Origin of the sequence: Mesorhizobium sp. M1050 (assembly GCF_040318715.1) — a bacterium.
In the GTDB taxonomy this organism is placed as follows: domain Bacteria; phylum Pseudomonadota; class Alphaproteobacteria; order Rhizobiales; family Rhizobiaceae; genus Mesorhizobium.
Map to the genome: position 1 here is coordinate 1 of NZ_JAMYMV010000147.1, position 3,993 is coordinate 3,993.

4 protein-coding genes are annotated in these 3,993 nt (G+C 60.3%); 2 read left to right on the forward strand and 2 right to left on the reverse strand.

Annotated elements, in window-relative coordinates:
- Positions 1 to 126: 126 nt before the first annotated feature.
- Positions 127 to 279, reverse strand: a complete 153-nt coding sequence (locus tag NKH57_RS33425) for a hypothetical protein (protein WP_023759918.1) — start codon at positions 277 to 279, stop codon at positions 127 to 129.
- A gap of 350 nt (positions 280 to 629) precedes the next feature.
- Between NKH57_RS33425 and NKH57_RS33430 the strand changes: the two genes are divergently transcribed.
- Positions 630 to 1,601: a glycosyl transferase family 90 gene (locus NKH57_RS33430; RefSeq protein WP_352950600.1), complete on the forward strand. Its 972-nt coding sequence runs from the start codon at positions 630 to 632 to the stop codon at positions 1,599 to 1,601.
- 33 nt (positions 1,602 to 1,634) lie between these two features.
- Here the strand turns inward: NKH57_RS33430 and NKH57_RS33435 are convergent, their stop codons facing one another.
- Entirely contained in the window at positions 1,635 to 2,678 is a 1,044-nt protein-coding gene (locus NKH57_RS33435) for an aldo/keto reductase (RefSeq protein WP_352605214.1), read from the reverse strand.
- A gap of 280 nt (positions 2,679 to 2,958) precedes the next feature.
- On the opposite strand from NKH57_RS33435, the gene ppk2 reads away from it, so the two are divergent.
- Complete coding sequence (gene ppk2, locus NKH57_RS33440; RefSeq protein ID WP_352827435.1) at positions 2,959 to 3,879, forward strand: polyphosphate kinase 2; 921 nt, start codon at positions 2,959 to 2,961, stop codon at positions 3,877 to 3,879.
- The last annotated feature ends 114 nt before the right edge of the window (positions 3,880 to 3,993 follow it).

A 3,993-nucleotide genomic window follows, 5' to 3' on the forward strand; every position in this document is an offset into this window, starting at 1 on the left:
CAATCCTCTCGCGCCCCGGGCCTCGGGGGCGCGGTTAGGTGTATACGACACCCCCTGAACCTCCCGCGATAAGATCGCCACACAAGCGGGCCTGGGGCGCGCCCGGATGGCGCGGGCCGCTTGCCGTCACTTTTCGGTGTCGGTCTCGGTTTCGGTCTCGTCCTCGGGCTTCGAACGTTCTCTCGCCGCAACCTTGGCCGCCAGCTTCTCGGCCTTCTTCGCCGCCTTCTGGCGGTCGCGTTCCTTGCGTTCCTGATCGTAATTTGGTGGTCGCGCCATATCGGCTCCTTTTCACTGCTGGACCGGTTCGTCGTTTCACGGAAACGCAGAATCGCTCCAGCTCTTTGTTTGGCGCAATCCCCTGGGGGAAAGCGCTACGCGCTTTTTTCCGGGAAAACCGTTTGACACTTTTCCTGGAATTGCTTTTAGCGGCTCTGGTCCTGCCTAGGAGCATTAGCCGTCAAACACAACAGCTGAAGCGATAGTCCCCGGGCCGTTCGCGTCGATGATGGCCGGGGTTTGCAAGATGCGGGGCTTGCAAGATGCGCGGCACAATGATGTAGGGAGAGCCGGGGTGCCAAGGTATCCAACATATTGAGCGCTGCCCGTTTGTTTTGATCAAGTGAACTATGGCCACGATTCCCCGAACGACGGCGAAGGTTTTCTACTACGCGCGAAACGTCTTGCGCGACATCGCTCCACAGGCACTCTTCCGCCGACGGTTGGCGGGCCGTCTCGAACAGGCCAGGCTCTCGGATGAGGTGGTGCAGCGGCGGCTGAACTATTACAACAAGCTGTACGACGCGTTTACGCCCAGCCCTGCCGCGGTGCGGATCGACAAGCTGCCTTCCACGCCGACCATGTACTATTACGACCTCAAGGAATTTGCCCGCTATTTCGATCCGGCATTGCTCGTCGACATCGAATTCGGCGACGTCATCGAGGTGCCGAAGGTGCCGACGCTCGTCAAGGATCGGCCGATCCTCGCTGACGACAAAAATGCGGTGATCATGAAATTCAACAAATTCCGGCACTTCCACATGCCGGCCGATACAACAGCATTCGCCGACAAGCGCCCGACCGTGGTCTGGCGCGGCGATCTCAACAATCCCAAACGGACAAGATTTATCGACGCTGTGCGTGACTTGCCGTTCTGCGACGCCGGCTCGCACAAGCCAAACGCGCCGGCCGAATACAGCAAGCCTTTTCTCAGCGTCAGCCAGCAGCTGCTTTACCGCTACATTGTCTCGATCGAAGGCAACGACGTGGCGACCAACCTCAAATGGATCCTGAATTCGAATTCGCTCTGCCTGATGCCGCCGCCGACATACGAGACATGGTTTGCGGAAAGGCAACTTGAGGCTGGTGTCCACTATGTGCCGCTCGACCCGGATTTCGCCGATGTCGCCGATAAGGTGCGTTATTTCGAACGACACCCGGCCGAGGCGCAACGCATTATCGCAGCGGCAAATGCCTATTGCCGCCAATTCTCCAACCAGCAGCACGAGCAGGCGATCTCGCTGCTCGTGCTCTACAAATATTTTGTCCTCAGCGGCCAGATCGAGCCTGATCTCGAGGTCTGGCGCTTTATCCAGAGTTAGAGCGTCGCGGGCTTTGGCGCCGAATTTCGCTCGTCAGATGCCGCTTCGGTCAATCACCAGATCGGCGGGGCCGAAGCGGTCCTTTGCCGTCAGCTGCTGGTGCCAGTAGGGATAGAGCAAGGGCGGCCGGCTGACCGCGTCGAGGCGACCGCGTTCGTCGCCGGTGAGCACCAGGCTCGCCGCCGCGATGTTGTCCTGGAACTGCGCTTCGGTTCTACCGCCGATCACCAGCGAACTGACCGCCGGCCGGCCGAGCAGCCAGGCCAGTGCCACCTGCGCCGCCGACACACCGCGCTGCGTGCCGATCTCGACAAGCACGTCGACGATCCGCCACAGCCGGTCCTCGTCGCGGATCGGCGGTTCGGACCAGCCGGCGAGCTGGCGGGCGGTGGGGCTGTCGCGGCGGTATTTGCCGGACAGCAATCCGCCGGCAAGCGGGCTCCAGACCAGGACGCCGAGCCCCTGGTCGACGGAAATCGGCAGCAATTCATATTCCGCCTCGCGCGCTTCCAGCGTGTAGTGGATCTGCTGGGTGACGAAGCGCGGCTGGTGATGGCTGTCGCTGATGCCGAGCGCCTTCATCACCTGCCAGCCGGAATAGTTGGAACAGCCGACATAACGGATCTTGCCCTGGGCAACCAGCGTGTCGAGCGCGGCGATGGTTTCTTCCAGCGGCGTTACGCCATCCCATTCGTGTAGGAAGTAGATGTCGATGACGTCGGTCTTGAGCCGCTTCAGGCTCTTTTCGCATTCGCGGATCAGGTGATGGCGCGACAGGCCCTCATCGTTGGGACCTTTGCCGATCCGCATCCGTGCCTTCGATGCGATCAACACGTCGCCCTTGCGCTTGCCGCCGAGGGCTTCGCCAATGATCTCCTCCGAAATGCCGTTCGAATAGACATTGGCGGTGTCGATGACGTTGATGCCGGCATCGATGCAGAGGTCGATCATCCGGCGCGCCTCGTCGAGGTCGGTTTTGCCGACAGCCGAAAACGCGCCGGCGCCGCCGAAAGTCATGGTGCCCATTGTCAGCGTCGAAACCTTCAGGCCGGAACGGCCGAGAGTGCGGTATTCCATGTCAGTCCTCGCGATTGCATTAGGGAAGGGGCGTTGGGGAAGGCCACCCCGAATGTGGCCGCTATTTGTAGGACAATTTGAGCAGCTTGTCGCCATGCCACGACAACGGATCGATCGTGCCTCACGGGGTTTGCAGCGGCGACGTCATGTTCCAGGCTGCAATAAAACCGTCATTACCGGCCTATATTGAAGTCGGCTCAGGTGTTGCCGCTCCGAGACGCAAGCCAGCAACTAGGGGCGCCGACGTGGACCGACAGCGCTTGCAAGCGGAGCAACTGATATGACCGAGCTAAAGCAGAATTCTCCAGCCAGGGACTGGCTTGAAGCCGAGCTCGCCGACACGCTAGACGAGGACTATGAGCTCGAAATATCGGAGCCGGCGCTCTCGATGGAGATCGCCAAGATCTACAAGAACGCGCATCCGCCTTCGATCGAACGCATGCAGTATTTTCGCGACTTGATCACCTTGCAGTCCGAACTGATCAAGCTGCAGTCCTGGGTCGCATACCACAAGAAAAAGCTGGTGGTGATTTTCGAGGGCCGCGATTCGGCCGGCAAGGGCGGCGTCATCAAGCGCATCACCCAGCGGCTCAACCCGCGCATCTGCCGTGTCGTCGCACTGCCGGCGCCGACCGAGCGCGAGAAGTCGCAATGGTATTTCCAGCGCTATGTCCCGCATCTGCCGGCCGGCGGCGAAATCGTGCTGTTCGACCGCTCCTGGTACAACCGCTCGGGCGTCGAACGGGTGATGGGCTTTGCTCAGCCCGATCAGGTCGAAGAATTCTTCCGCGACGTACCGGAGTTCGAGCGCATGCTTGTCCGCTCGGGCATCACCGTCGTCAAATACTGGTTCTCGATCACCGACGAGGAACAGCAGATGCGCTTTCTGATGCGCATCCACGATCCCATGAAGCAGTGGAAACTGTCGCCGATGGACCTGCAGTCGCGTGTGCGCTGGGAACAGTACACCAAGGCCAAGGAAGAAACTTTCATCCGCACCAACATCCCGGAGGCTCCTTGGTTCATCGTCGAGGGCAACGACAAGAAGCGGGCGCGGCTGAACTGCATCGACCACCTGCTCAAGCAGGTGCCATATGAGGAGGTGCCGCACGAGGAGATCACACTGCCCGAGCGCGTCTTCAACCCCGAATACGAGCGCCAGACGCTACCGCGCGAGCTTTATGTGCCGGAGAAGTATTGAGATAGACGAAGCTGCGATCTCCCCCTCGCGGGCAGGGGAATCGCACATGAGTACAAAGGGACTCTTGTGTGGTGTGCGGAAATCGATTCTGAAAGGACCTCTGGATGATCGGAG

Coding starts and splice junctions, on each gene's coding strand:
- NKH57_RS33425 (WP_023759918.1), bottom strand. CDS start 279: ATGGCGCGACCACCAAATTACGATCAGGAACGCAAGGAACGCGACCGC.
- NKH57_RS33430 (WP_352950600.1), top strand. CDS start 630: ATGGCCACGATTCCCCGAACGACGGCGAAGGTTTTCTACTACGCGCGA.
- NKH57_RS33435 (WP_352605214.1), bottom strand. CDS start 2,678: ATGGAATACCGCACTCTCGGCCGTTCCGGCCTGAAGGTTTCGACGCTG.
- ppk2 (WP_352827435.1), top strand. CDS start 2,959: ATGACCGAGCTAAAGCAGAATTCTCCAGCCAGGGACTGGCTTGAAGCC.